General features: G+C 67.2%; 19 protein-coding genes. 12 read left to right on the top strand and 7 right to left on the bottom strand.

The window, feature by feature from the left end; all coding sequences use genetic code 11:
- The first annotated feature begins 111 nt into the window (after positions 1 to 111).
- Complete coding sequence (locus BFN01_RS03930) at positions 112 to 1,821, top strand: sodium:proton antiporter (protein WP_071641776.1); 1,710 nt, start codon at positions 112 to 114, stop codon at positions 1,819 to 1,821.
- Between the two features lie 49 nt (positions 1,822 to 1,870).
- On the opposite strand, the gene BFN01_RS03925 is transcribed toward BFN01_RS03930, so the two are convergent.
- Complete coding sequence (locus BFN01_RS03925) at positions 1,871 to 2,086, bottom strand: DUF2795 domain-containing protein (RefSeq protein ID WP_071641775.1); 216 nt, start codon at positions 2,084 to 2,086, stop codon at positions 1,871 to 1,873.
- A 59-nt stretch (positions 2,087 to 2,145) separates the two neighbouring features.
- Positions 2,146 to 2,568 carry an Hsp20/alpha crystallin family protein gene (locus tag BFN01_RS03920; protein WP_071641774.1) on the bottom strand — a complete coding sequence of 141 codons (423 nt, stop codon included), beginning with the start codon at positions 2,566 to 2,568 and terminating at the stop codon, positions 2,146 to 2,148.
- Positions 2,569 to 2,693: 125 nt separating this feature from the next.
- Here BFN01_RS03920 and BFN01_RS03915 point away from each other — a divergent pair, with 125 nt between their 5' ends.
- Entirely contained in the window at positions 2,694 to 2,984 is a 291-nt protein-coding gene (locus tag BFN01_RS03915; protein ID WP_071641773.1) for a MerR family transcriptional regulator, read from the top strand.
- A 93-nt stretch (positions 2,985 to 3,077) separates the two neighbouring features.
- Here the strand turns inward: BFN01_RS03915 and BFN01_RS03910 are convergent, their stop codons facing one another.
- Positions 3,078 to 4,505: a dicarboxylate/amino acid:cation symporter gene (locus BFN01_RS03910; RefSeq protein ID WP_071641772.1), complete on the bottom strand. Its 1,428-nt coding sequence runs from the start codon at positions 4,503 to 4,505 to the stop codon at positions 3,078 to 3,080.
- A gap of 185 nt (positions 4,506 to 4,690) precedes the next feature.
- Positions 4,691 to 4,963 carry a helix-turn-helix domain-containing protein gene (locus BFN01_RS15380; RefSeq protein ID WP_071641771.1) on the bottom strand — a complete coding sequence of 91 codons (273 nt, stop codon included), beginning with the start codon at positions 4,961 to 4,963 and terminating at the stop codon, positions 4,691 to 4,693.
- Positions 4,964 to 5,059: 96 nt separating this feature from the next.
- On the opposite strand from BFN01_RS15380, the gene BFN01_RS03900 reads away from it, so the two are divergent.
- The 9 genes from BFN01_RS03900 to BFN01_RS03860 all read left to right on the top strand — a co-directional run bounded on the left by BFN01_RS03900 (position 5,060) and on the right by BFN01_RS03860 (position 19,625).
- Positions 5,060 to 5,689: an N-6 DNA methylase gene (locus BFN01_RS03900; RefSeq protein ID WP_071641769.1), complete on the top strand. Its 630-nt coding sequence runs from the start codon at positions 5,060 to 5,062 to the stop codon at positions 5,687 to 5,689.
- Positions 5,686 to 7,350 carry an Eco57I restriction-modification methylase domain-containing protein gene (locus tag BFN01_RS03895; protein ID WP_071641767.1) on the top strand — a complete coding sequence of 555 codons (1,665 nt, stop codon included), beginning with the start codon at positions 5,686 to 5,688 and terminating at the stop codon, positions 7,348 to 7,350. Before BFN01_RS03900 ends, BFN01_RS03895 begins: the two co-directional genes overlap by 4 nt.
- Positions 7,343 to 9,895: a GIY-YIG nuclease family protein gene (locus BFN01_RS03890; protein WP_071641765.1), complete on the top strand. Its 2,553-nt coding sequence runs from the start codon at positions 7,343 to 7,345 to the stop codon at positions 9,893 to 9,895. The genes BFN01_RS03895 and BFN01_RS03890 overlap by 8 nt, the downstream gene beginning before the upstream one ends.
- A 235-nt stretch (positions 9,896 to 10,130) precedes the next feature.
- Positions 10,131 to 11,360, top strand: coding sequence for a hypothetical protein (locus BFN01_RS03885; protein WP_071641763.1), 1,230 nt, complete (start codon positions 10,131 to 10,133; stop codon positions 11,358 to 11,360).
- 116 nt (positions 11,361 to 11,476) lie between these two features.
- Complete coding sequence (locus BFN01_RS03880; RefSeq protein WP_071641761.1) at positions 11,477 to 12,925, top strand: DUF3375 domain-containing protein; 1,449 nt, start codon at positions 11,477 to 11,479, stop codon at positions 12,923 to 12,925.
- Complete coding sequence (locus BFN01_RS03875; RefSeq protein ID WP_256221020.1) at positions 12,922 to 13,620, top strand: DUF4194 domain-containing protein; 699 nt, start codon at positions 12,922 to 12,924, stop codon at positions 13,618 to 13,620. Before BFN01_RS03880 ends, BFN01_RS03875 begins: the two co-directional genes overlap by 4 nt.
- On the top strand, positions 13,607 to 16,930 hold the full coding sequence (locus BFN01_RS03870) for an ATP-binding protein (RefSeq protein ID WP_071641759.1): 3,324 nt from the start codon (positions 13,607 to 13,609) through the stop codon (positions 16,928 to 16,930). The genes BFN01_RS03875 and BFN01_RS03870 overlap by 14 nt, the downstream gene beginning before the upstream one ends.
- Positions 16,930 to 18,078, top strand: a complete 1,149-nt coding sequence (locus BFN01_RS03865; protein ID WP_071641757.1) for a Wadjet anti-phage system protein JetD domain-containing protein — start codon at positions 16,930 to 16,932, stop codon at positions 18,076 to 18,078. Before BFN01_RS03870 ends, BFN01_RS03865 begins: the two co-directional genes overlap by 1 nt.
- Before the next feature lie 35 nt (positions 18,079 to 18,113).
- Positions 18,114 to 19,625, top strand: coding sequence for an HNH endonuclease signature motif containing protein (locus BFN01_RS03860; protein WP_071641755.1), 1,512 nt, complete (start codon positions 18,114 to 18,116; stop codon positions 19,623 to 19,625).
- Positions 19,626 to 19,684: 59 nt separating this feature from the next.
- Here BFN01_RS03860 and BFN01_RS03855 read toward each other — a convergent pair whose 3' ends face one another.
- From BFN01_RS03855 to BFN01_RS03845, 3 genes are read right to left on the bottom strand one after another with little or no spacing between them, the layout of a single operon-like run.
- Positions 19,685 to 19,924, bottom strand: coding sequence for a helix-turn-helix transcriptional regulator (locus tag BFN01_RS03855; RefSeq protein WP_071641753.1), 240 nt, complete (start codon positions 19,922 to 19,924; stop codon positions 19,685 to 19,687).
- A complete protein-coding gene (locus BFN01_RS03850) occupies positions 19,921 to 20,673 on the bottom strand; it encodes a hypothetical protein (protein WP_071641751.1) in 753 nt (250 codons plus the stop codon). Before BFN01_RS03850 ends, BFN01_RS03855 begins: the two co-directional genes overlap by 4 nt.
- A complete protein-coding gene (locus BFN01_RS03845; protein ID WP_071641749.1) occupies positions 20,673 to 21,296 on the bottom strand; it encodes a DUF2975 domain-containing protein in 624 nt (207 codons plus the stop codon). The genes BFN01_RS03850 and BFN01_RS03845 overlap by 1 nt, the downstream gene beginning before the upstream one ends.
- A gap of 316 nt (positions 21,297 to 21,612) precedes the next feature.
- Here BFN01_RS03845 and BFN01_RS03840 point away from each other — a divergent pair, with 316 nt between their 5' ends.
- On the top strand, positions 21,613 to 24,132 hold the full coding sequence (locus BFN01_RS03840; RefSeq protein WP_071641747.1) for an ATP-dependent Clp protease ATP-binding subunit: 2,520 nt from the start codon (positions 21,613 to 21,615) through the stop codon (positions 24,130 to 24,132).
- The last annotated feature ends 66 nt before the right edge of the window (positions 24,133 to 24,198 follow it).

The following is a 24,198-nucleotide window of genomic DNA, read 5'->3' as shown; positions in this document are numbered from 1 at the left end:
GACAACGTCGGTCGCCGCGCGCGCATTCCGCACCGGGCGGATCCAGCGCAGATCCCCGGACGCATCCCCGAGCGGATCACCGGGGCGCACCCAGGGCGTACCCTTCCTGGAATGGAGTCCAGCATCTTCTTCATCGTCGTCGGCGCCGTGGCGGTCGCAGCCGTAGCCCGCCGAAGAGGATGGCCCGCACCGCTGCTGGTCACGGTCGTCGCGCTGCTGGCATCCTTCCTCCCGTTCGTGCCGGATATCGCGATCGACGGACACCTGCTGCTGAACGTCGTGCTGCCGCCGCTGCTGTACTCGGCGGCGCTCGACGTGTCGTTCCTCAGCTTCCACCGGGCGATGCCGCAGATCCGACGGCTGGGTGTCGGTCTCGTCGTCGTCACCGCTGTCGTCGTGGGCTTGCTGGCGTGGTGGGTGATGCCCGAGCTGACCCTGCCGGGAGCCCTGCTGCTGGGGGCGATCGTCGCCCCTCCGGATGCCGTGTCTGCGGCGTCCATCGGCCGCCGGCTCGGCCTGCCGCGGCGGGTGATGACGGTGCTGTCGGGGGAGAGCCTGATCAACGACGCCACGTCGCTGACCATGTTCCGGGTGTTCGCGGCGATCGTCGCCGGCGCCACGGTGTCGATCTGGGACGGGATCTGGCAGTTCGCGCTCGCCGTGGTGATCGGGGGCGCGGTCGGGCTGGTGTTCGGTATCGCGCTGCACCAGCTGCGGATGCGCGTCGACGATCCGGTCGTGAACGGCACCTTCGGTCTGCTCGCGCCGTTCGGCGCGTACGCGATCGCCGAGCAGCTGCTCGGGTCGGGCGTGCTGGCGGTGGTCGCGATGGGGTTGTTCGTCGGCTTCAACGCTCCGAAGACCAGCTACGCGACCAGGCAGCAGGAGGCGCCGCTGTGGCTCTCGGCCGACTTCCTGCTCGAGTCGTTCGTGTTCGCGTACATCGGGCTGCAGCTGCCGCGCGTGATCGGCGAGCTGGAAGACGGCGAGGGAGGCACGATCCTGCTGCTGGCGGTGATCGTCCTGCTGGCGGTGCTCGTCGTGCGGCCGCTCTTCGTGTACCCGGCGGGCGCGTGGGGCCAGCGCTGGACGAAGCTGCGTCTGCGTCGGTGGGAGAAGATGTCGGCGGCGAAGAAGGCGCTTCCGCTCGCGAACAGGCGTCGTCGTCGGCGCCCGCTCACCGAGGAGCAGCTGCGGCGCCGGCTGACCGAGACCACGCTCTCGTGGCGCGACAACGCGGTGATCTCGTGGGCCGGCATGCGCGGAGTGGTCACGCTGGCCACCGCGCTCGCCGCGGCCGATCTCGCGGGTCTCGATGCGCGGGCGGCCGACGCGATCGTCGTGGTCGCCTTCGTCGTGACCGTCGGCACCCTGCTGCTGCAGGGGCTCACCCTGCCGTGGCTGATCGGTGCGCTGGGGGTCGTGGACGACGAGGAGGCGCGGGAGGATGCCAGACAGCTGGCATCCGTGCGCGAACGCAGCCGCGACGTCGGCAAGGCCTACCTGCGCGAGGCGAGGCGCGCGTGGGCGAAGGAGCACGGCGAGGAGCGGCTGCCGGCGTTCGACGCGTATGCCGAGCGTCTCGTGCGCATGCAGGCGGGCGCCGACCAGGCCGGCGAGGAGCCGGCGGAAGAGCGGCCGGTGCGGCCGTCGCCGGAGCAGTTCGCGGCGATGGCGAAGGGCTGGCTGTCGGTGCGCCGCGACCTGCTGCTGGAGGAGCGGCGCGCCGGCAACCTCAGCGAGGAGGTCATGCACGAGCTGATCGCAGCGATGGATGCCGAAGAGCTCGCGCTCGACACGAGGATGTCGCTGCGCACCTGAGCGCCGGGTGCCCGGCGCTCAGGTGCCACGCGGCCAGGGCGCTGCGAGCTCAGGCAGGCACGAGGGCGTCAGCGGACGGGCGGCCCAGGCGCAGCGCGGTGAGGATCTGCCACCGGGCGCTGTAGCTGTACCCGCGGAGCTGCTCGATGGCGGCGATGTCGTCGCGGTCGAGCCCGTCGCGGATGGCTTCGCGCACCAGGTCGTCCTTCGCGGCGGGGAACTCCATCTCGGCGAGGAACCGGCGGAGGTCGGGGGAGGGGGACATGAGACATTCCTTTCCGGATCAGGGCGGGGAGCGCCCGGGCGGGCGCTCCCCGCTGCGGATCAGGCGCTGATCGCCTCGCGGGTGTCGGTCGACTCGACCTGGATGCGGCGCGGCTTCGCGCGCTCGCTGACCGGGATGATCACCGAGAGCACGCCGCTGTCGTACGACGCGCTGATGCGCTCGAGGTCGACGCCGTCGCCGAGCGTGAACTGCCGGAAGTAGCTTCCGGTGCCGCGCTCGCGGGCGATCCAGCGCATGCCCTCGCCGGTGTCGGCGGTGCGCTGGGCGCGGATCGACAGCTGCGAGCCGTCGAGATCGACGTCGATCGAGCCGGGGTCGGCGCCCGGGATGTCGGCATGCAGGACATAGCGGTCGCCGTCGCGGCAGAGGTCGACGGGCATCACGCGCGGGGCGCGTACGGAGTCCAGCACGCTCGCAGCGAAACGATCGAGCTGACTGATCGGGTCGAGGGTCATGGCCATGGTGTTCTCCTCTCACTATGGGCCGCCGGCCGGCGGCGCTGTTGCGGATGCAGGAAATCTGCATCTGGTGATGTATATTTATAGCTCCAGTTCGAACAGATTTCAAGTACGAGGATGGATGCCGAATGGCCGACCGCGACGGTGCAACTCCGGTGTACGGGATCGCCGTCGCGGCCGATCTCGCCGATGTCCCCGAGGCGACGCTGCGGCTGTACGAGCGACGAGGGCTGCTGACTCCGTTCCGCAGCGACGGAGGAACGAGGCGGTACAGCGACGACGACATCGACCGCCTGCGCCGGGTCGCCGAGCTGCGGGATGCCGGGGTGAACCTCGCCGGCATCGGCCGTGTGCTCGATCTGGAAGACGAGAACGGCGACCTGCGGCGCGAGCTGGAGGAGGAGCGCCGCTCGCGCTGACGTCACCGGCGCGGGTCGGGGGATGCCAGGGCATCCGGATGCAGAAAGCGCCCCGCCCTGACAGGGCGAGGCGCTTTCTGCGGGTGAGCGAGGTCAGCGAGCGCCGGCCGGCTCCTTCGTGGCATCCGGCTCCACGGCATCCGCGTCGTCGATGTCTTCCGCGAACGGCAGGCCGTTGCGAGGAGCGTTGTAGAGCTCCTCGTCGAGGATGCCCTCGCGCTTGGCGACGATAGTCGGAACCAGCGCCTGGCCCGCGACGTTCACCGCGGTGCGGCCCATGTCGAGGATCGGGTCGATGGCGAGCAGCAGTCCGACGCCCTCGAGCGGCAGGCCCAGGGTCGACAGGGTGAGGGTCAGCATCACGATGGCGCCGGTGGTGCCCGCGGTCGCGGCCGAACCCACGACCGAGACGATCACGATCAGCAGGTACTGGATGAAGCTCAGCTGGATGTCGAAGAACTGCGCGACGAAGATCGCGGAGATGGCCGGGTAGATCGCGGCGCAGCCGTCCATCTTGGTGGTCGCGCCGAGCGGCACGGCGAACGACGCGTAGCCGCGGGGCACGCCGAGGTTGCGCTCGGTGACGCGCTCGGTGAGCGGCAGGGTGCCGATCGACGAGCGGCTGACGAAGGCCAGCTGCACGGCGGGCCAGACGCCCGAGAAGTACTGCTTGATCGACAGGCCGTGGGTCTTCACGAGGATCGGGTAGACCACGAAGATCACGAGGGCGAGGCCGATGTAGATCGCGCCGGCGAACCAGGCGAGCGAGGTCAGCTTGTCCCAGCCGTACTTGACGACGGCGGCGCCGATGAGGCCGAAGGTGCCGATCGGGGCGATGCGGATGATCCACCACAGCACGCGCTGGATGACCTTCAGCAGCGACTCGGTGAAGGCGAGGAACGGCTCGGCCTTGCGGCCGGCCTTCAGAGCGGCGATGCCGACGACCGCGGCCACGACGATGACCTGCAGGATGTTGAAGTTCACGTTCGACACCAGCGTGCCCTCGACCGGGCCGGGGTTGGTCGAGACGGTGAGTCCGAGGAAGTTCTGCGGGATGAGCCCGAGCAGGAAGTTCCACCAGGTGCCGACCGTGTACGGGTCGCCGGTCTCGAGGCCGGCGCCGGCCTTCGAGCCGGGCTGGATGACCAGACCGAGGGCGATGCCGATGATCACGGCGATGAACGCGGTGATGCCGAACCAGAGGATCGTCTGACCCGCGAGGCGGGCCGCGTTCTGCACGCGGCGCAGGTTGGAGATGCTCGCCACGATCGCAGTGAAGATCAGCGGGACCACGGCCGCACGCAGCAGCGTGACGTACGAGCTGCCGATGCGGTCGAGCGTGTCCGACAGCGGGGTCGGGTTCTCGGCTGAGGCGCCGAGCGAGACGGCGATCAGTCCGACGCCGATGCCCAGGATGAGGGCGGCGATGATCTGGAAACCGAATGACGTCAGCAGCTTGCGTGCCGGGCTTCGGGTGTCGGGCGCCTTCTGGGCGCGCGCGGTGGATGAAGAGGTGCTCAAGGGGACTCCAATTGTCTGCGCGGAGTGCGCTTCACGTGGACTAAACGCTAAGCGGATCGTCGTATTCCAGCGAATGGATGTGACGAAGCGTGACGAGGCCGGGTCGTTGAGCGAGCACCCCCGGTCGTTGAGCGAGCGCCCCAGGTCGTTGAGCAAGCGAAGCGAGTCGAAACGCAGCGACCCTCCTACGCCCGCCGACGTCCGTCCTCGGCGGGCAGAGCGAACATGTCCACCGTGACGCCGTCCAGCAGCATCCCCGGTTCGACCTTGAGTGCATCCGCGATGCGCACCAGCGTCGGGATGCCCATCAGTGCGCGGCCCTTCTCGTAGCCGCGGATGTTCGACGAATCGATCTGTGTCAGCACGGCCAACTCGTCCTGCGTGATGCCGCGACGCCTGCGTTCGTCCGCGATCAGCTCGCCGATGCGAGCGGCAGCAGGGGAGGGGACGCGGGGCACCTGACCAGCGTGAGGAATGTCCGCCACTTGTGCCAGGGTTAACGCACCCGGGTACAAGTACCGATCCGGGGTGAGGGAACCCAGGGGAGGGCGGCGATGGTCGGCGAGAAGCTGGTCAAGTCGAAGCAGCGTGTCAGTGATCACGGAGAGGTCTTCACGCCTCGTTGGCTGGTCGACGACATGCTCGATCTCGTCAAGAGCGAGACCGAGCGGATCGACTCGCGATTTCTCGAGCCTGCCTGTGGGTCGGGCAACTTCCTCGTGCCCGTCCTCGAGCGCAAGCTCGCGTCCGTCGAAGCGCGGTATGGCAAGAGCGATTTCGAGAGGCGTCACTACGCGCTGTTCGGGCTCATGTGCATCTACGGCATCGAACTGCTGGCAGACAACGCAGAGGAGTGCCGCGAGAACTTGCTGGGTACTTTCGCCCGGTACCTGAAGTTGAAGTCTGAAGACGTCTGGCTGGATGCCGCCACGGCCGTACTGGCGGTCAACGTCGTGCAGGGCGATGCGCTGAAGATGACGACCGCAGCGGGGGAGCCGATCACCTTCCCGGAGTGGGCGTACCTCGGGCTGGGCAAGTTCCAGCGACGCGACTTCCGCTACGACAGCCTCACGCAGCGTGCCGCGGCGTCGGAAGGTCTGTTCGCGCACTTCGAAGAGCACGAGATCTTCACGCCGGTGCAGACCTACCCGGCGATGACCGTGAAGGAGATCGCCGCGTCATGACCCTCCAGGCATCCTTCACCCTCCAGGGTCATAACCCCGACGTCCTCACCTGTATCGCCAATCTCTCGAACGACGAGGTCTTCACGCCGCCCGAATTCGCGAACCAGATGCTCGACACCCTCGAGCAGGCATGGGCTGAATCTAACGCTGGCAAGTCGATCTGGGCCGATTCGACCGTGACGTTCCTCGACCCGTTCACGAAGTCGGGCGTCTTCCTCCGGGAGATCACCCGGCGTCTGACCGAGGGCCTGGCGTCGCAGATCCCCGACCTCGAGGAGCGTGTCGACCACATCCTCACCAAGCAGGTCTTCGGAATCGGTATCACGCGCCTCACGTCGCTGCTCGCGCGGCGCAGTGTGTACTGCTCCAAGGACGCTACGGGCAAGTTCTCGATCGCGAAGTCGTTCGACCGGGACTGGGGAAACATCTGGTTCGACCGGACTGAGCACACCTGGACCGGCCGCAGGAAGGAGCGCCGCTCGAATCCTCTGACGGGCGACGAGGAGCTCGTTGAGCAGGTTGGGACCGGCAAATGCAGGTACTGCGGAGCGTCAGAGGGAGAGTACGCTCGCGACGAGTTCCTCGAGACCCACGCCTACGCCTTCATTCACACTGACAACATCAAGGCTCGCGTCAACGAGCTGTTCGGAGCCGACATGCAGTTCGACGTCATCATCGGGAACCCGCCGTATCAACTTGATGATGGGGGCCACGGCACATCCGCAGCCCCCATTTATCAGCTGTTCGTTGAGAACGCACTTGCACTAGACCCGCGTTACGGCATCTTCGTCACCCCTTCCCGATGGTTCGCGGGCGGAAAAGGGCTTGATGCGTTTCGATCCCGCATGCTCGGCGACCACCGCATACGGGGCATTGTCGACTATCCGAAGCTTTACGAGGCATTTCCCGGAGTGAAGATCCGAGGCGGCATCTCCTACTTCCTTTGGGATCGAGACCACGATGGGCCTTGTCGCATACAGACGATGTGGGACGGACAGCCCGCCGGCGAAGCCGAGGAACGCTATCTTGACGCATACGACATCCTCGTCAGGTGGAACGCGGCCGTTCCGATACTCGAGAAGGTCCGAGCCAAGAACGAGCCAACTCTCGACGCTCGCGTCTCAAGTCGTAAGCCTTTCGGGCTCCCCACCAACTTCAAAGGGAATCCGAACGCCGCCGGCATGTCCGAGCCGGTTAAGTTGTACGCGAACCAGCGTGTTGACTGGATCGAGCGAGGTGAGTTGCCGATCAATCGTGGCTGGGTCGACGAGTGGAAGGTGCTGATGACTCGGGTTCAGGGTACGAGCGCGGCTGTCGAGACGAAGTTCTTGGGTCGTCCGATCATGGCTGGCCCGGGCACCGCATGCACTGAGACCTATCTCGTCGCGGGCAGGTTCGACTCATCTCGCGAAGCGGCCAACTACGCCCGCTACCTTGAGACGCGTTTCGCTCGCTTCCTAGTGTCTCTGCGCAAGTCAACCCAGGACGCCGCGCGAGGTGTGTATGCCTTCGTTCCGGATCTGCCGCTCGACAGATTGTGGACCGACGAGCTCCTCTACGAGCGCTACGATCTAACAGCTGAAGAGATCGCCTTCATCGAGTCTCAGGTTGCCGCGCACGATGCGACCCTCCTTGATGTCCCGGATCCCGACGATGCCTGAGCGCTCCGTCGAACTTTTCGAGCCGAAGCCGGAAGCCCGCCTCCGCATCTACGCATGGTCGTCCGGCGAGGTCGCAGAACGCTGGCGGGATTGCCTGAAAGTCGGGCAGACAACGCAGGCGAACGTGAACGACCGCATCAAGCAGTCACAGGGTCAAGCTCGGGTCGATTACACACTCGAGGTCGACGAGCCGGCCGATCGCGAAGACGGCAGCATATTCACCGACCGCGACGTCCGCGAGCGCTTGATCGAGAAGGGCTTCGAGAATGTCGTCTTCGAGTCCAGTCGCGAGTGGATGCGCTGCACAGCCGACGACGTCCGCACTGCGATCGCCGAACTCCGGGCCAACGAGAGCTACTCCGGTTCCCACCACGCGACCTTCGGCATGCGCGACGAGCAGCGGGCGGCAGTCGACAAGACCTACTGGTACTACCAAGACCGCTGGTCGAAGGACTCTGATGCTGTGCCGGAATTCCTCTGGAACGCGAAGATGCGCTTCGGCAAGACATTCACCACGTACCAGCTGGCCAAGAAGCTCGAGGCGAAGCGCATCCTCGTCGTGACCTTCAAACCGGCCGTGGAAGACGCGTGGGACACCGACCTCAAGACGCACGTCGATTTCAACGGTTGGCAGTACCTTTCGCGCAAGAACGAGGGCGATCCGTCAACGGTCGACCCCGAGCATCCGCTCGTCTTCTTCGGGTCATTCCAGGATCTCATGGGTCGTGACGCGGCCGGCAACTTCAAGCCCAAGCACAAGTGGCTCACCGAGCTCACGTGGGACCTCGTCGTATTCGACGAGTACCACTTCGGCGCGTGGCGCGACGCGGCCAAGGAGCTGTTCGAGGGCGAAGACGACGCGAAGAAGGAGGAGAAGATCGAGTTCTCTGCCGCGGAGGAGACGTTCGCCGAAGAGCTCGAGGAGCGCGGCAGCGATGAGGACGCGTTCGTGCCGATCAAGGCATCCGCCTACCTCTACCTCTCGGGCACACCGTTCAAGGTGCTCAACGAGGGGCGCTTCATCGAGGAGCAGATCTTCAACTGGACGTACACCGACGAGCAGCGAGCGAAGGCGCAGTTCGCGGCAGAGCATCCTGACGAGCCGAACCCCTACGCGTCGCTGCCTGAGATGCGATTGCTCACCTACCAGATGCCCGAAGAGCTGGTCGCGATCGCGCACCAGGGGGAGTTTGACGAGTTCGATCTGAACGCGTTCTTCGAAGCGAAGGGCGCCGGCGCCGACGCCGAGTTCGTGCACAAGGACGACGTGCAGAAATGGCTCGACATCATCCGTGGTTCGTACATGCCGACGCAGGTCGATGCGCTGAAAGCCGGTACACGCCCGCCGTTCCCGTACTCCGATACCCGGCTGCTGCCGTACATGCAGCATTCGCTGTGGATGCTGCCGCGTACGGCATCCTGTGCGGCCATGGGCAACCTGCTCGCCGAACCGCAGAACGCGTTCTGGCACGACTACACGGTCATCAATGTCTCCGCTCCCGGAATCGGCGTCGGGCTCGCGGCGTTGCCGCCGGTCCGCGACGCGATCGGCAACGGGCACGACACGAAGACGATCACCCTCACCGTCGGCAAGCTGACGACCGGCGTCACGGTGCCTCAGTGGTCGTCGATCCTGATGCTGCGCAACTTGCAGGCGCCGGAGACGTACTTCCAGGCGGCGTTCCGAGTGCAGTCGCCCTGGAGCATCCGCAACCCGAACGGCGACGACCCGCACGAGGAGGCGATCCTGAAGCCGGTCTGCTTCGTGTTCGACTTCGCGCCCACGCGGGCGCTGCGGCAGATCAGCGAGTACGGCCGCGGGCTGGCGCCCGAGAACCCGAACCCCGAGAAGGCCGTCGAGGAGCTGGTGAGCTTCCTGCCGGTTCTCGCGTATGACGGGTCGAACATGACACAGGTGGACGCCGCCGGCATCCTCGACATCGCCATGTCGGGCACCTCGGCGACGCTCCTCGCGCGCAAATGGGAGTCGGCAGTTCTCGTCAACGTCGACAACGGGACGCTCAAGAAGATCATGGACTCGAAGGAGGCCATGGACGCCGTCATGAACATCGAGGGCTTCCGCGCGCTCGGGTCGAACGTCTTCGAGACAGTCGTGAACAAGAGTGAGGCGGTGTCGAAGGCCAAGAAGGAGAAGGGCGACGACATCACACCCGGCGAGAAGAAGCAACTGACTGCGGAGGAGAAGGAGTACAAGTCCAAGCGGAAGCAGATCCAGGAGAAGCTGATCAAGTTCGCCACCCGGATCCCCGCGTTCATGTACCTGACGGACTACCGCGAGAACACGCTGTACGACGTCATCACGAAGATCGAGCCGGAGCTGTTCAAGGCGGTAACTGGTCTGTCGGTTGCGGACTTCAACCTGCTCGTCTCGCTCGGCGTCTTCAACGCTGGACACATGAATCAGGCCGTGTTCGCATTCCGCAGGTACGAAGACGCGTCCCTGTCGTACACGGGCATCGAATCGCACGAAGGGCTACGGCGATACGGGCTCTACGACACTGTGGTGGCTGTAGATAAGCCGTGAGCCGGTTCGCCGCCTCCATCCCGGAGTGGCTCACATTCGCCGCTTCGGCCTTGGCGCCGGAACCACAGGATTGGCAGAGCGGACGCGTTTTGCCACTTGCCGGGATGTCATCAGAGATGTGCACCGAACGAGCTCCGAGGGTGCCTGGGCACTCTTGACGCTCGAGACTTGACACCCGCAACTGCAGACATGTCCCTGCCCTCCAATACACTCGCCCTGACGCGAGGAGAACCCCATGACTGAACCCGCAGGTAACCCGGCCGCAGACGAGACTGCAACTCCGGCGTCGGGCATCGCGCCCGATGTCGTCGTCGGGAAGGCCCGCGAAGCAGCGCAGACCGAGGGCTTCCAGGCCCAGATGTACAAAGCCATCTCCGTGCAGCGTCCGGTCGTCCTGGAGTATTTGCGTTCGGTCCGACGTGCCAAGCCGCAGGCGACACCGACCGAAATGCTCAAGGAACTCGACAGCCGGTACGTCGCGACGGTGACTATCACGAGCAGCGGGGTCGGAGCATCCGCCGCGATCCCGGGCCTCGGCGTTCCGATCGCCCTCGGGCTCGGCGTTGCTGACGTGCTGTTCTTCTACGAGACGAGCGCCCTCTACGTCCTTGCAGTGGCCGAGCTGCACGGGATCCCCGTTGACGATCCTGAGCGCGCCAAGCCGCTCGTGTTGGGGATGCTTCTCGGGCAGAAGTCGCAGAGCCAGGTGAACAAGATGGTCATGAACGCTGTCGGTATCGGCGGCGTAAGCGCCGCGAAGTCGTCAGCCTCCGGCGTCGTCGGCAAGGCGCTGCCCAAGGGCTGGGGCGAGGTGCTGACCGAGCAGCTTCCCGAATCGGCTCTCGCGCCCTTGACGATCGCGCTGGGACGCGAGTCCATCAAGCTCGGTGGCAAGCTCAGCGCCGGCGCGGTCGGCAAGGCGATCCCGTTCGGCGTCGGGGCCGTCATCGGAGGCGTCGGCAGCTTCACCTTCGGGCGCGACGTCGTCAAGGCCGCGCGCATGGCCTTTCCGGAGCCGCCGGTGGGCTTCCCGGAGTGGCTGGAAGACTACGAGAAGCCGACGGACGCCGAGCCGTCACGCGCCATGCTCGCCTTCGACTCTGCAGCGGGCAACGTCAAGGACTTCGGCGAAAGCGTGTGGGGCGTGCTGAGCACCGCGACCGAAGCCTTCCGATCCGTGGACCTGGATGGCGACGGCATCCCCGATGAAGCCCGCGCCCTCACGGCAGTGAAACGCGCTGGAGTCGGAGTCGCCGGCACGGTGAGCAAGAGTGCTGAGGTGTTCCGTTCGGTCGACCTCGACGGCGATGGCGTGCCGGACGAGGCCCGTGCGGTGACCGCCGTGAAGGACGCCGGAGCGGCGATTTCCGGCGCCGCCGACAGCATCCGCGGGAAGGCGGCTGCGCTGTTCGGCGCTCGGAAGCGCGGGGTGGATCCGTCCTCGGACGGGTCGGCTTCCGACTAACACCTTCCCCTCCCGCGCGGACATTACCCAGTATCAGACGGTGGCCCAGCAGGACCGCGTCGGCCACTGTCGGTAGCATCCCTCAAGATGGGCGAGATCCCATCTGAGGAGACCCCATGACCGCACTGGCACAGGCGCACGCGCTGACGCGACTGCTCGACGAGCACGTCGCGTGGCGCATGCTGCGCGCCGACAATGCGCCGGTGATGGTCTCGGTACTCGCTGCCCACCTCGGCGGCGAAGAGCGCCGCATCGAGAGCGAAGACCTCTACGAACGCATCGACGCCGACCTCGACGAACTGCGCGCACACGGCTTCGACCTGCCCGGCACCGCGAAGGCGTACTGCGCCGACTGGCGCACCGCCGGCTACCTCGTGCGGCGACCCGCCGAGACAAGCCGAGGCGAGACCTTCGAGCTGTCGCCGGCCGCGCTGACGGCGAGCCGGTTTCTCGCACAGCTCGCGCAGCCGCGGCAGGCGGCGACCGAATCGCGGCTGGCCAGCATCGCATCCCAGCTGCACCGCCTGGCCGTCGATTCCGACCCCGACGCGCGCACCCGCATCGCACGGCTCGAAGAGCAGCGCGCGCAGATCGACGCAGAGATCGACGCGATCAACCGCGGCGAGTCACCACCGGTCGACCACGAGCGCGCCGTCGAGCGCGTGCGTGACATCCTCGCCATGGCAGAAGACATCCCCAGCGATTTTGCACGGGTCCGCGCAGAATTCGAGCAGCTCAATCGCGACCTGCGCGCGCGGGTGCTGGAATCGGATGCCGCCCAGCGCACCGTGCTCGACGACATCTTCCGCGGCGTGAACATGATCGACGAATCCGACGCGGGGCGCAGCTTCACCGGATTCGCCGGACTCGTGCTCGACCCCGAGCGCGGCCAGGAGTTCGAGGACGACATCCGGCGCGTGCTCGAGCGCGACTTCGCCGGCGCGCTGAGCGCCGCCGAACGCCGCTTTCTGCGCCAGCTGCTGCGCACGCTGAAAGAGCGCAGCGGCGAGATACACGACGTCATCACGACGTTTGCGAGGGGACTGCGCCGCTACGTGCAGTCGCAAGAGTACGAGCGCGATCGCGTGCTGCGCCGAGAGCTGCGCGGCGCGCTCGCCGCGGGCCACGCCGCAAGCATCCGGATCAAGCCGTACAAGGCGACCGAGATCAGCCTGTCGCTCTCTGCCGTGCCGATGCGCAGCGCCGGCGCGCTTCGGTTGCACGACCCCGCCGCATACGACGCACCTGAGGCAGTCATCACCCATGAGGCAGCTCCGGTCAGCATCGAAGAGCTGCGCGCACTCGCGCGCGAGACTGAGATCGACTTCGACGAGCTCACCGGCAACGTGAACCAGATGTTGAAAGACGTCGACGCGGTCACGGTCGGCGGGGTGTTCGAGCGCTTCCCGGCGACGCAGGGGGTCGCGAGTGTCGTCGGACTGCTGGCCATCGGCGCCGCGCAAGGGGTGGCGAGCGGCCCGGAACGCGTCACCTGGGTCGGCGCGGATGCCGTGACCAGGGCCGCGCGGATACCCAGCTATCGCTTCACGGGGAGGGTTCTGTGACCGAGACGGATGCAACGACAGCGGCCCACGAGATGGCCGCCAGCGCCAGGTGGCCTGGCGACACCGGCACGCTCAGCATCGACGCCCGACGTGCGCTGTTGAAGCTGATCCAGGGGCCGTACCTCTCAGCCGCCCGCGCGCCGGGCCCGTGGTCGGCGCTGCTCGCCGACGAAGCGAGCATCCGATCTCGGCTGCACGACCTCTTCCTCGATCTGGTGCTCGACCGCGACGCCGGCTTCGCCTTCGTGCGCAACGCCGACACCGGCGAACAGGACGCCCCCGTCGCCGTGAGATCCGAGCAGCTCACCTTCATCGACACCGCGATGCTGCTGGTGCTGCGGCAGATGCTGCTCAGCGGCGAGCACGACGGGCGCGTCATCGTCGGAAGAGACGACGTCTTCGAGCAACTCGTGCCCTTCCGCACCGAAGACCGCGACGAGACGGACTTCGCCAAGAGACTGAACGCCTCGTGGCTGAAGATGCGCAACAAGCTGCGGGTCGTCCACGCGCTCACCGACGAGCGCGTCGAGATCTCGCCCGTGCTGCGGATGCTGGTCGATGCCGATCAGGTGCGCATCATCGCCGCCGAGTACGCGCGGATTCGCTCGGGCGAACGCGACAGCAGCGGCGTGGTCGCCGAACTGGAGATCGCGACGCCCGATGACGACGAGGGGGCCGAAGATGACGTTGCTTGAGATGCATCCAGAAGCCGCCGCGGAAGACGACCTGCGCCCGGGGCAATGGCGCCTCGCGCGACTCGAAGTGGTCAACTGGGGCACCTTCGACGGAGCCCACCGCATCGACGTCTCCCGCAAGGGGCACCTGATCACCGGGGCATCCGGGTCCGGCAAATCGTCGCTGCTGGATGCGATCGCCGCCGTGCTGACACCGGAACGGTGGCTGCGCTTCAACGCAGCCGCGCAGGACGCCTCGTCACGTGCCGATGACCGCGGCCTCGTCAGCTACGTGCGCGGGGCGTGGAGCAAAGAGGCCGACGAGCTCGAAGACCGGGCCGTCAGCACCTACCTTCGCCCGCGAGCGACCTGGAGCGCGATTCTGCTGCGCTTCGAGAACCAGAACGATGCGCCGGTGAGCCTCGTTCGGCTCTTCCACCTGCCCGGCACGCAGACGGCGCGCGCCGACCTCAAAGACGCATTCCTGCTGCTGCGCACGGAAGTCGCGCTGACCGAGCTCGCGCCGTTCGTCGCGAAGGGGATCGAAGCGCGTCGTCTCAAGGCCGCGTTCCCCGACGCGTTCGTCTCGACGGGCAGTCACGGCGGCTTCTTCACCCGGATGCGGCGGGTGTTCGGCATCAGCGGCGACAACGCCCTGCACCTGCTGCACAAGACGCAGTCGGCCAAGAACCTGGGCAACCTCGACACTCTGTTTCGTGCGTTCATGCTCGATCGGCCCGGCACCTTCGATCAGGCGCGCAACGCCACCGAGCAGTTCCGCGAACTCAATGCGGCGCACGAGCATGTGGTCGAGTTGCGTCGTCAGGCCGAGCATCTCGAACGCCTCGAAGAGGCGACGGCCGAGTACGAACGCCAGTCGCGAGAAGTAGCCGAGCTGCAGCATCTCATCGAGATGCAGGAGCCGTTTCAGGATCGCCTCCATCTGAGGCTCGCGCAGGGCGAGCGTGAAGATCAGGTGGCGGAACTCGCCCGCGCGCGAGACAGAGCGACCGCTGCCGACGCGGTGCGACAACAGGCCGAGCGTGCGCTCAGCGAGGCGCGGATGCACGAGGCGAAACTCGGCGGAGCGGATGCCGGGCTCTTGCGGCGCGGCATCGACGACGCCCGGCGCGAGGGCGAGCGCATCCGCGCGCACGTCGAGCGCTTCGCATCCGAGCTGCGTTCTGCGGGAATAGGACACGCGCCGTCGGATGCCGCAGAGTTCGCCGCTCTGCAGGAATCGGCGCGCGCACATCTCGACCGCACCCAGGACGACGAGGGCAGTCACGCCGCCCACGAGCGGTACGCCGATGCGCGCCGCCACCTGAACGAGCTCGATGCCGAGCTCGAGTCGCTGAAGCACAGCCGCAGCAACCTCGAACCGCGGCTGCGCGCCGTGCGGGAGTGGCTGGTCGGCGAGCTCGGGGTCAGCGAGAAGAGCCTGCCGTTCGGCGGCGAACTGATCGACGTGGCTCCCGAGTACGCCGAATGGACCGGCGCGATCGAGCGCGTGCTTCGTCCGCTCGCCTCGGCCCTGCTGGTGCGTGACGCTGATCTGGTTCGCGTGAGGCGTCTCATCGAGGAGCGCTCGCTCGGAACGCGTCTCGTGATCGAGGCGGTGCCCGCGGATGCCGGCGCTCCGCGCCCGGTGCAGGCGCGCGACTCGCTGCTGCACCGCATTGCGGTCACCGAGGGCCCGTTCGCGAGCTGGATGCACTCTCGGTTGTCGGAGTCGTACGACATCTCGTGCGTCGCGGGGCCGGATGACCTCGATGACGTGGAGCGGGGCGTCACCCGGGGCGGGCAGATCAAGACCTCGGCACGCCGGTACGAGAAGAACGATCGTGTGTCGATCGACGACCGGAGCCACTGGATTCTCGGATCCGACAATCAGGCCAAGATCGACCACCTTCTCGAGCGTCGTGCGGTCGCGCAGCGCGAAACCGATCTCGCGAGAGCGGAGCTTGACGAGCACCTCGCGGCGACCGAGGCCGCTCTGGCCAGACGCCTGGTGCTGAAACGCGTGCTCGAGCGCACCTGGACCGAGTTCGACGCTGCATCCGCCGACGCCACGCTCGCAGACAGAGAGGCGGAGCTCGCTCGCCTCACCGCTCGAAGCAGCGAGCTCGACGACGCATCGAAGGCGGTGGCGGATGCCGAGCAGCAGCAGAAGCGCGCAAGCGCCGAAGCCGACACGGCGAAGGCGGCCCAGGCGCTCGCGGCCGAAGCGCTGCGGCAATCCGACGCGCTGATCGCTCGTCTGACCGGCCACATCCAGGGGGTGACGCTGGAGGATGCCGATGCAGCACTGCTCGAGAAGAGGTACCGCACCGTGCAGCGGCGGATCGACACCTCCAACATCGGCGAGATCGGGCTGAAGGTCGCGAACGCGCTGCATGTGGCAGCGAAGGAGGCGGACTCGGCGCGGGCCCGCTCGATGATGGCGTTCGCGCGACTGGCATCCGAGTTCCGGGGCGCATGGCCTGCAACCGCGCCCGACCTCACGTCGGACGTCGACGATCGCAGCGGATATCGGGCTCTGCTCGACGGCATCCGCACCCGCGGCCTTCCGGAGTATGAAGAGAAGTTCCGGCGACTGCTGCGCGAGAAGTCGCGAGACCTGATCGGGCATCTGCTCAGCGAGATCCGCGACGCGCCCAAGCAGATCGAGGAGCGCATCGATCCGGTGAACGCGTCTCTGGGGCGGTCGCTGTTCGACGCCGACCGCTTCCTGCGGATCCGGGTGAAGACGAGGAGATCGCCGGACGCGACGGAGTTCATGGCCGATCTGAAGGGCATCGTCGACGGGTCATGGGATCAGAACGACCTGCGAGCCGAGCAGCGGTTCGCGGCGCTGAAACGCATCATGGATCGCCTCGAATCAGCTGAGAACGGCGACCGCGCCGATCACGCCTGGCGTCAGCGCTGCCTCGACACGCGCGAACACGTGACGTTCCAGGCGCAAGAGGTCGACCGCGCGGGCCGCGTGCTGAGCGTGCATGATTCGAGCGCCGGACTCTCGGGCGGGCAGAGGCAGAAGCTCGTGATCTTCTGCTTGGCGGCAGCCCTGCGCTACCAGTTGACCGACGACGAACAGGACGTTCCCGCGTACGGCACGATCGTGCTCGATGAGGCGTTCGACAAAGCCGACAGCCAGTACACCCGGATGGCGATGGACGTGTTCCGCGAGTTCGGGTTCCACATGATCCTCGCCACACCGCAGAAGCTGCTCCAGACGATCGAGAGCTACGTCGGAGCCGTCACGTCGGTGTCGAACCCGACCCGCAAGCAATCGCTGCTGTCGAACGTGCCGTTCGAGCAGGTCGAGTGATGCCGGTCACCGTGACGGAGGCTCGTGCACGCGCAGCGCGAGCCGTCGAGAAGGGGCGTCGGGAATGGGCGGCGCGGGGTGGTGCGGCGGTCGCGCTCGATATTCCGTTGAAACCGCCTACCGAGCGGGAGGTGCTGGCCGACCCGCGCGCGGCGAGCGAGTGGGCGGCGTCGTGGCGGAGTGTTCAGGGTGCTGATCTGCAGATCGGCTGGGCGACCAAGAACTGGCCCAGCGCGGGCAGGCAAGAACTGCCCGAACGACTGTCTCTGCATACGACTGACGCCCTCGCGCGATTCGCCGGCGCTGTCGTGTACCGCGATTGGGCGCGGATCCGCGACCGCGCGGGGGAACTCCGCGAGCGTTTCGGTGACGGCGAAGAGATCGTGGGGGCGATCCAGCGTCGGGGTGGAGCGATAGACAGGCAGACGGACCTCGACTTCACGCTGCTTCTCGAGGTGCTGACGTGGCTGCGCCGGCATCCGTCTTCCGGGTATCGACTGCGCCAGGTGCCCATCCCCGGCATGCACACCAAGTGGCTGGGCACGCACCGCGCACTGGTCGAGGCGATGTACTCCGCCATCACCGGAGAACAGGATCTCGGCCTCGTGCCATCGCCGGAGACGCTGCGGATCCGCTTTCTCGACCCCGACGATCGGCCCGGCGGATTGAGCGACGTCACCGCGCCGATCCACGAACTCGCGGCCCTGCCGATCAATCCCGCCATCGTCATCGTCTGCGAGAACCTCGAGTCGGTGCTTGCGCTGCCCGACTGGTCCGTCGCAGTCGCCGTGCACGGTGGGGGATACGCCGTGCCGATTCACCGCCTGCCGTGGGCGCTTTCGTCGAGGGTGCTCTATTGGGGGGATCTGGATGCCGATGGCTTCGCCATCCTGCACCGGCTGCGATCGAACGGCGTCGACGCGCTCAGCGTGCTTATGGACGAAGCGACGCTCCTCGCCCACCGAGAGCTGTGGGTGCCCGACCCGAACGGCGCCGCCGTGCGTGTGCTGCCGGCGCTCACCCCGTCTGAGCAGGCGACGCTCGACCGCATCCGTTCGGAGGGCGGGGTGCGTCTCGAGCAGGAGCGCCTGCCTTGGCCGATGGCACTCGAGGCGCTGCGGGTCGCGGCCGAGTTTTCGACAGTGTAATCTTCGAATGTCGGTGGCCTCTGTCACTATGAAGTATGGCAACTTTCACCGAGGTCGCGGCGCTCGTCCCGACCCTGCGCGAGCGGGGCGACGCGTGCGCGTCGCTCACGCAGGCGCAGCACGCGGTGACCGCCATGACGGATGCCGAGGTCGTCGCCGTCCTGCGTGAAGCGAACGAAGCGCTGCAGCACGCCGAGCAGTTGCGACTGATCGCAGTCGGCGTCATCGCGACCCGCTCGCACCGCGACGCCGGCCACTCCGGAGCCGCACAGAAGGAGGGGCATCGCAACGCCGCTTCGCTCGTGCAGAAGATCACTGGATCGAGCAAGGCCGACGCCTCCCGACAGGTTCGCGTCGGTGAGGCGATGCTCGGCGGCGAAGCGGATTTCCCGAAGCTGGATCCGCAGCATCCGGATGCCCCCGACGAGACCGCTGACGGTCCGGATGCCACCTGGCGACCGATCGATTGGCGCGAGCCGCTGCGCGCTGCGCGCCGCGACGGCCGCATCAGCACAACCGAGTTCGACGTCATCGAACGCGGACTCGCCGAGCCACCCGCGGCCGACGGGATCGTCGACGAGCAGCAGCGACGAGACGCCGACGATGCCATCCGAGCCGCGTGGGCGCAGGCAGCCGAACAGCTGGTCGCCGAAGCGCCAGAGCGCACGGCCGAAGAGCTCGGCGCTGCGGCCCGCGCGATCCGCGACCTGCTCGACCCTGAAGGCGCCGAGCAGCGATTCCTCGACCGGCACGAGAAGCGCTCGTACCGGGAGTGGATCGACCAGTACGGCGTGCGCCGCGCGAGCATCGCCTACGACGACCATGGCGCGGCGCTCGTCAGCACGCTCATCCACGCGGCCCTTCGACCACGTCGAGGCGGTCCGCGCTTCGTCGACTCCGACGAGCAGAGCAAGGCGAAGGCGCTCGTCGACGATCCGCGCACCAACGAGCAGCTGCAGTACGACCTCATCATCGATCTGCTTCGCGCGGGCGCGCTCGCCGACGCAAGAGACGTGTTCGGCACCCGGCAGGCCGGGGTGCGACTGGTGCAGGTGGTCGACGACGACGGCGCGCGCGTGGGTTACGCCGAAGACGGACTCGGTGCGGTTCCGGATGCCATGATCGATCAGCACATCTGCGACTCCGGCATCGTGCCCGTGCGCGTCGACGCGTGCGGCAATCCGCTCGACGTCGGCCGCGAGCAGCGCCTCTTCACCCCCACGCAGCGCATCGCCCTCGCCCTGCGCGACGGAGGCTGCCGGTGGACGGGATGCGACCGCCCCGCCTCGTACTGCGAATCGCACCACATCGACGAATGGCATCGCGACGGCGGGCGCACCGACATCGACCGCGGGATCCTGCTCTGCCGCTTCCACCACATGGAACTCCACCACGGGGGATGGCGCATCACGCGCGACGGGAAGGACGACTTCCAGCTTCACGACCCCGGGGGAGAAGTGCGCCCATTGCGCCCCAGAGGATTCCTCTCCTACGCGTGGGGTGAGCTCGGACCACCGCCGTTGCGATTCCGGCCGGCCATCGCCTGACCCGCGGAGCTCGAGGACTGGTTCCGGCCGGTGCGCCAGCGCCCCCGCAGCGCGCCGAGTCAGTCGCGATGCGCCAGCACGAGCAGGTCACCCACCTCGCACTCGAGCGCGTCGCACACCGCACGCAGCGTCGAATACCTGATCGCCCGCGCCCGATCGTTCTTCAGCACCGACAGGTTCACGATGCTCACCCCCACCCGAGCGCTCAACTCCGTCAGCGTCATCCCGCGCTCGGCGAGCAGCTCGTCGAGACGGCAGTGGATGCCCGTGAACTCGTCATCCGCCTCCGCCGGCGTCATACCAGCCCCTCCGTCTCGCGCTGCAGTCGAGTTCCGTTGCGCAGGATCACCGCAAGAGCGGCGAACGCCAGCCCGGCCGCGATCGGCCAGAACGGAAGGGTGACGCTGAACATCGGGTCGGGCCACCAGGCATCCAGCACGTCGTCGATCCCGGCGACCTCCTCGAAGCCGCCACCGGAGTACGCGAGAAGCTCGGTCGACGCCATGCTTCCCGCGATGTCCGACAGCACCTGCGCCCCGATGCCGCCGAGGCAGACCACGACCGCCGTCACCATGGACATCCGCGACAGCACCGGCGCGAAGGCGCGCCCGCGCAGCAGCTGATAGCACGACATGGCGACCAGGGCCCCGACGGCGCCCGGCACCAGCCACCACAGCGCCTGCCCGATCGCCCAGCACACCCGCGCACCCGTGCTCAGGCCCTCGACCACCACGTCGGCATCGGTGAAGCCGCCGTCGGTCCGCGTCGCGCTCGCGCCCTCGACGAACGCACCCTCCGGCAGCGCGGGCCAGTACGCGGCTGTGGGCACGGTGATCTGCACGGCGCTCTGCACCAGCGTCGCGACAGCAGTCACGAGCGCGCCGGCGATCGCGATGCCCGCCCACAGCAGTGTGACCCAGAAGGTCACCCGGATGACCGCGGGCTCCCCGTCGTGCGAAGCGCCCGCGCTGCTCCGGACGAAGAAGACGACCGCGATCCCCAACCCGACGGCGAGCGCGGCAGCCAGCACCCACAGCAGGACGCCCATCAGACCAGGCCCTCCGTCTCGCGCTGCAGCCGGTCGCCGACCACGAACACCGAACCGACCACCGCCAGAGCGAAAGCGGCCAGCACGAAGGTGAACGGCTCCACCGTGATCACAGCGGTGTCGAACGGGCCGTCGATCGCGTGCGCCATCGCCGCGTTCGCGAGCATGTTGTCGAAGAAGTGCGACGCGGCGGCACCGACCAGGCCGACTATGCCGCCGACCGCCACGAGCCGGGTGTTCGCCTTGCCGAACACGCGCCCGCGGAGGATGTTGCGGCTCAGCGCGATCAGACACGCCACCACGACGACGATCGTGACACCGAACGCGATCTGCCCCAGTACCCCCGCGACCACGCCTATCGCGTCGAGACCCTCGACGCTGATGACCGCTCGATCGAGCTCGACCGGGAGGGTCGTGCCGGCGACCTTCGCATCGGCCCTCGTGTCGACGAACTCCACCAGAACCTGGAGCGGGCCGCCGCCGACCAATTCGGCGATGCGGGCGGCGACGTTCCACACCGTCCACAGCGCGATAGCCACCCCCGCGATGACGAACAGCGCCAGACTGACGGTGTCACCCCTGCTCAATGTGCGCTCTGCCTGAGCGCCTTCCCTGGTCTCCATATCCACCCTGCATATCGATAGTCGTTGTTATCGGTCATCGTTAACATAACGACCATCGATATGGGTGTCAACGGGCGTCAGCAGGAGCCCCGAGCCCGACGGTGGGCTGCATCCCGACTCGCTTCGCTCGCTCAATGACCGGGAGGCGACCGCTCGATGACCGGGAAGCCACACCCGATGAGCGGCATCCGGAAGCCCGGCCGACGGCAGAAACGTATGCCGACGGCGAACACGGGCATTCCTCGCCGCCACGGTCGTTACTCTCGATGTACACGGCGCCACCGCCGCTTCGCCCCGCGCGAAAAGGAGTCACAGCATGTTCGAGAGATTCACCGACCGAGCCCGCCGGGTCGTCGTCCTCGCCCAAGAAGAGGCGAAGATGCTCAACCACAACTACATCGGCACCGAGCACATCCTCCTCGGCCTCATCCACGAGGGTGAGGGCGTCGCCGCCAAAGCGCTCGAGAGCCTCGGCATCTCTCTCGACGCCGTGCGTGAGCAGGTGCAGGACATCATCGGCCAGGGTCAGCAGCAGCCGACCGGCCACATCCCCTTCACGCCGCGCGCGAAGAAGGTGCTCGAGCTGAGCCTGCGCGAAGCGCTGCAGCTCGGCCACAACTACATCGGCACCGAGCACATCCTGCTCGGCCTCATCCGCGAGGGCGAGGGCGTCGCCGCTCAGGTGCTCGTCAAGCTCGGCGCCGACCTCAACAAGGTGCGCCAGCAGGTCATCCAGCTGCTCTCCGGTGCCCCCGGTCGCGAGACCGCGTCGGTCGGAGCCACCACCAACGAGAGCCAGCAGGCGGCCCAGGGCGGCTCGCAAGTGCTCGACCAGTTCGGCCGCAACCTCACCCAGGCTGCGCGCGACGGCAAGCTCGACCCGGTGATCGGCCGCGAGAAGGAGGCCGAGCGGGTCATGCAGATCCTCTCGCGCCGCTCGAAGAACAACCCCGTCCTCATCGGCGAGCCCGGCGTCGGCAAGACCGCCGTCGTCGAGGGCCTCGCCCAGGCGATCGTCAAGGGCAACGTTCCCGAGACGCTCAAGGACAAGCAGCTCTACTCGCTCGACCTCGGCTCGCTCATCGCCGGCTCCCGCTACCGCGGAGACTTCGAAGAGCGCCTGAAGAAGGTCACGAAGGAGATCCGCACCCGCGGCGACATCATCGTCTTCATCGACGAGATCCACACCCTCGTCGGCGCGGGCGCCGCAGAGGGCGCGATCGACGCGGCATCCATCCTCAAGCCGCTGCTCGCCCGCGGCGAGCTGCAGACCATCGGCGCCACCACCCTCGACGAGTACCGCAAGTACTTCGAGAAGGATGCCGCGCTCGAGCGTCGCTTCCAGCCCGTCCAGGTGAACGAGCCGACCCTCCCGCACGCGATCAACATCCTCAAGGGACTGCGCGACCGCTACGAGGCGCACCACAAGGTGCAGATCACCGACGGCGCCATCGTCGCCGCGGCCAACCTCGCCGACCGCTACGTGTCCGACCGCTTCCTGCCCGACAAGGCGATCGACCTGATCGATGAGGCGGGCGCGCGCCTGCGCCTCAGCATCCTCTCCTCGCCGCCCGAGCTCCGCGAGTTCGACGAGAAGATCGCCAAGGTCCGCCAGGACAAGGAGGCGGCATCCGAGGAGCAGGACTTCGAGAAGGCCGCATCACTGCGCGACCAGGAGAAGGAGCTGCTCGGCGAGCGGCTGCGTCTCGAGAAGCAGTGGCGCTCGGGTGACGTCGCGACCCAGGCGGTCGTCGACGAGGGCCTGATCGCCGAGGTGCTCGCCCAGGCCACCGGCATCCCGGTGTTCAAGCTCACCGAGGAGGAGTCGAGCCGACTCGTCTTCATGGAGAAGGCGCTGCACCAGCGCGTCATCGGCCAGGAAGAGGCGATCGCCGCGCTCAGCCGCACGATCCGCCGCCAGCGCGCCGGCCTCAAGGACCCGAAGCGCCCCAGCGGCTCGTTCATCTTCGCCGGCCCCACCGGTGTGGGAAAGACCGAGCTCGCCAAGGCCCTCGCCGAGTTCCTGTTCGACGACGAGGCCGCGCTGATCTCCCTCGACATGAGCGAGTTCGGTGAGAAGCACACCGTGTCGCGTCTGTTCGGAGCCCCTCCCGGATTCGTCGGATTCGAAGAGGGCGGCCAGCTCACCGAGAAGGTGCGCCGCAAGCCGTTCTCGGTCGTGCTGTTCGACGAGATCGAGAAGGCGCACCCCGACATCTTCAACTCGCTGCTGCAGATCCTCGAAGAGGGTCGTCTGACCGACGGTCAGGGACGCATCGTCGACTTCAAGAACACCGTGATCATCATGACGACGAACCTCGGCTCGTCGGCGATCGCCGGTGGCCCGGTCGGCTTCCAGATCGAGGGCAACTCGCAGACGACGTACGAGCGGATGAAGGGCAAGGTCGACGAAGAGCTCAAGCGCCACTTCAAGCCCGAGTTCCTCAACCGTCTCGACGACATCATCGTCTTCCCGCAGCTGAACAAGGACGAACTGCGCCAGATCGTGGGTCTGTTCACGAAGCAGCTCGGCGACCGCCTGCTCGACCGCGACATGACCGTCGAGCTGTCGGATGCCGCGAAGGACAAGCTCATCGACATCGGGTTCGACCCCGCTCTGGGTGCGCGTCCGCTGCGTCGTGCCATGCAGCGCGAGATCGAGGACCAGCTCTCCGAGCGCATCCTGCACGGTCAGCTGAACACCGGCGACCACGTGAAGGTCGACGTCGTCGACGGCAAGTTCGCCTTCGAGCACGCCCCGCGCGGCGAGAAGGTGTCGGTCGGTATCAACACCGGCGGCGGCATCTCGACCACCCCCGAGATCGCGGCCGGCTGACCCGACCGGTCAGACAGCGAAGAAGAGGCCGGATGCCATGGCATCCGGCCTCTTCGGCGTCTTCAG

The organism is Microbacterium sp. AR7-10 (assembly GCF_001878835.1).
Taxonomy (GTDB): Bacteria; Actinomycetota; Actinomycetes; order Actinomycetales; family Microbacteriaceae; genus Microbacterium; species Microbacterium commune.
The sequence above is the reverse complement of the archived record's forward strand: the minus strand, read 5'-3'. Positions and strand labels throughout refer to the sequence as shown.

What these genes read in the sequence shown, in the direction of transcription:
- BFN01_RS03930 (WP_071641776.1), top strand. Translation starts at nt 112, where the DNA reads ATGGAGTCCAGCATCTTCTTCATCGTCGTCGGCGCCGTGGCGGTCGCA.
- BFN01_RS03925 (WP_071641775.1), bottom strand. Translation starts at nt 2,086, where the DNA reads ATGTCCCCCTCCCCCGACCTCCGCCGGTTCCTCGCCGAGATGGAGTTC.
- BFN01_RS03920 (WP_071641774.1), bottom strand. Translation starts at nt 2,568, where the DNA reads ATGGCCATGACCCTCGACCCGATCAGTCAGCTCGATCGTTTCGCTGCG.
- BFN01_RS03915 (WP_071641773.1), top strand. Translation starts at nt 2,694, where the DNA reads ATGGCCGACCGCGACGGTGCAACTCCGGTGTACGGGATCGCCGTCGCG.
- BFN01_RS03900 (WP_071641769.1), top strand. Translation starts at nt 5,060, where the DNA reads ATGGTCGGCGAGAAGCTGGTCAAGTCGAAGCAGCGTGTCAGTGATCAC.
- BFN01_RS03895 (WP_071641767.1), top strand. Translation starts at nt 5,686, where the DNA reads ATGACCCTCCAGGCATCCTTCACCCTCCAGGGTCATAACCCCGACGTC.
- BFN01_RS03890 (WP_071641765.1), top strand. Translation starts at nt 7,343, where the DNA reads ATGCCTGAGCGCTCCGTCGAACTTTTCGAGCCGAAGCCGGAAGCCCGC.
- BFN01_RS03885 (WP_071641763.1), top strand. Translation starts at nt 10,131, where the DNA reads ATGACTGAACCCGCAGGTAACCCGGCCGCAGACGAGACTGCAACTCCG.
- BFN01_RS03880 (WP_071641761.1), top strand. Translation starts at nt 11,477, where the DNA reads ATGACCGCACTGGCACAGGCGCACGCGCTGACGCGACTGCTCGACGAG.
- BFN01_RS03870 (WP_071641759.1), top strand. Translation starts at nt 13,607, where the DNA reads ATGACGTTGCTTGAGATGCATCCAGAAGCCGCCGCGGAAGACGACCTG.
- BFN01_RS03865 (WP_071641757.1), top strand. Translation starts at nt 16,930, where the DNA reads ATGCCGGTCACCGTGACGGAGGCTCGTGCACGCGCAGCGCGAGCCGTC.
- BFN01_RS03860 (WP_071641755.1), top strand. Translation starts at nt 18,114, where the DNA reads ATGGCAACTTTCACCGAGGTCGCGGCGCTCGTCCCGACCCTGCGCGAG.
- BFN01_RS03855 (WP_071641753.1), bottom strand. Translation starts at nt 19,924, where the DNA reads ATGACGCCGGCGGAGGCGGATGACGAGTTCACGGGCATCCACTGCCGT.
- BFN01_RS03850 (WP_071641751.1), bottom strand. Translation starts at nt 20,673, where the DNA reads ATGGGCGTCCTGCTGTGGGTGCTGGCTGCCGCGCTCGCCGTCGGGTTG.
- BFN01_RS03845 (WP_071641749.1), bottom strand. Translation starts at nt 21,296, where the DNA reads ATGGAGACCAGGGAAGGCGCTCAGGCAGAGCGCACATTGAGCAGGGGT.
- BFN01_RS03840 (WP_071641747.1), top strand. Translation starts at nt 21,613, where the DNA reads ATGTTCGAGAGATTCACCGACCGAGCCCGCCGGGTCGTCGTCCTCGCC.